Annotated in this window: 1 pseudogene; it reads left to right on the forward strand. The window is 47.9% G+C overall.

Features of this window, described 5'->3' with window-relative positions:
* A pseudogene (locus tag ACFIMS_RS05565) lies at window positions 1–1,261 on the forward strand (filamentous hemagglutinin); the annotation flags it as partial.

Below are 1,261 nucleotides of genomic sequence, written 5' to 3' on the forward strand. Positions count from 1 at the left end.
AACCACAGGTGTACCCGAAATTGATGCGAGCGGTTTTTTGAAAGGCTTTGAGGTGCGAGGTGGGGATATTACCTTTGGCGCTAAGGGAGCCAATTTTTTCTCTGGTCAAGGAGCGGTTGATATTGTCGATATTGTCTCACGCACAGTGCATTTTGAAGGAGCTGTTGCGGGCAAGGAGATTGGTGTGACAGCAGGGACAGGTCACTTTGATTATGCTTCACGGGAAATGAAAGAACTGACCGATATTACCGGTAAACCGGAATATGCGATAGATGGTTCTGCTTTGGGGGCTCTACAGGCGGACAGAATAAAACTTGTGGCAACAGAAAAAGGTGTTGGGGTTCGCATGCGCCATGATATGGCAGCCAATGCGGGGCAGTTGCATCTTTCTGCTGATGGGAAAATCTCGTTGAAGAATGTTTTTGGTCATGGGGGTGTTGTCCTCAAATCGAAAAGCCAGAGCGTATTGGCAAAGCACATCACCTCGAAAAAGCATATTGATATTGCCGCCCATAAGGATGTGACGTTAGAAACGGTTGGTGCTGATGGTCATTTGAAGATAGAGGCGCAGGATGGGCTTTTATCGATTGCCGGTAAGGCAACCTCTGGGGGCAATATGGAGCTGTCTTCGCGTCAGACACTTCAAGTTTCAGGGCTAGGGGCAGGTGCTGATATGGCTCTTGAATCGGGCGGAGACTTGAAGCTTGAGGGGATTGTTTTAGCGCAAGGGAATCTCAAGGCGCATGCCGGTGGTGATATACAAGCTCATTTTTTAGCCGGTGGGGTTGATATGGCGGCAACGGGTGCTGCTGGTGTTGTTGTTCTTAGCACCCAAGGGGATGTTGATCTCCAGAGCAGTCAAGGTGCGATTGTTGCTGAAAGTGTTTATGGAGCAGGAGATATCACCCTAGTTTCTCATAATGGGCTATCTGTTTCTCAAACAATTCTGTCGCATCAAAATGTTGCCATTCAAGCACAACCAGCAACAAATGCTCCCGTTCATTTTGGGCAACTTTTAGCCTATGGCAAGGCAAATATTGAGGGCGGGGCGGTTGACTTTTCTTCGTTGATGACGGGTGAAAAAGCTGTTTTAAAGGTTGGCAGCCTTGATGCAGGCACACTGATGACAGGTGTCGTTTCTACGGGCGGTTCAGGGGATCTTGTTTTAGATGAAAAGGGCTTTCTTTTGATTACAGCAAAAGAAGGGGTGAAGGTTGGTCAGATTGCCAGTGGTGGCAATATTGAAATTTTTGCAGGCAAC

The sequence above is a fragment of the Bartonella sp. AP331QHHD genome, from assembly GCF_042195905.1.
Lineage (GTDB): Bacteria > Pseudomonadota > Alphaproteobacteria > Rhizobiales > Rhizobiaceae > Bartonella.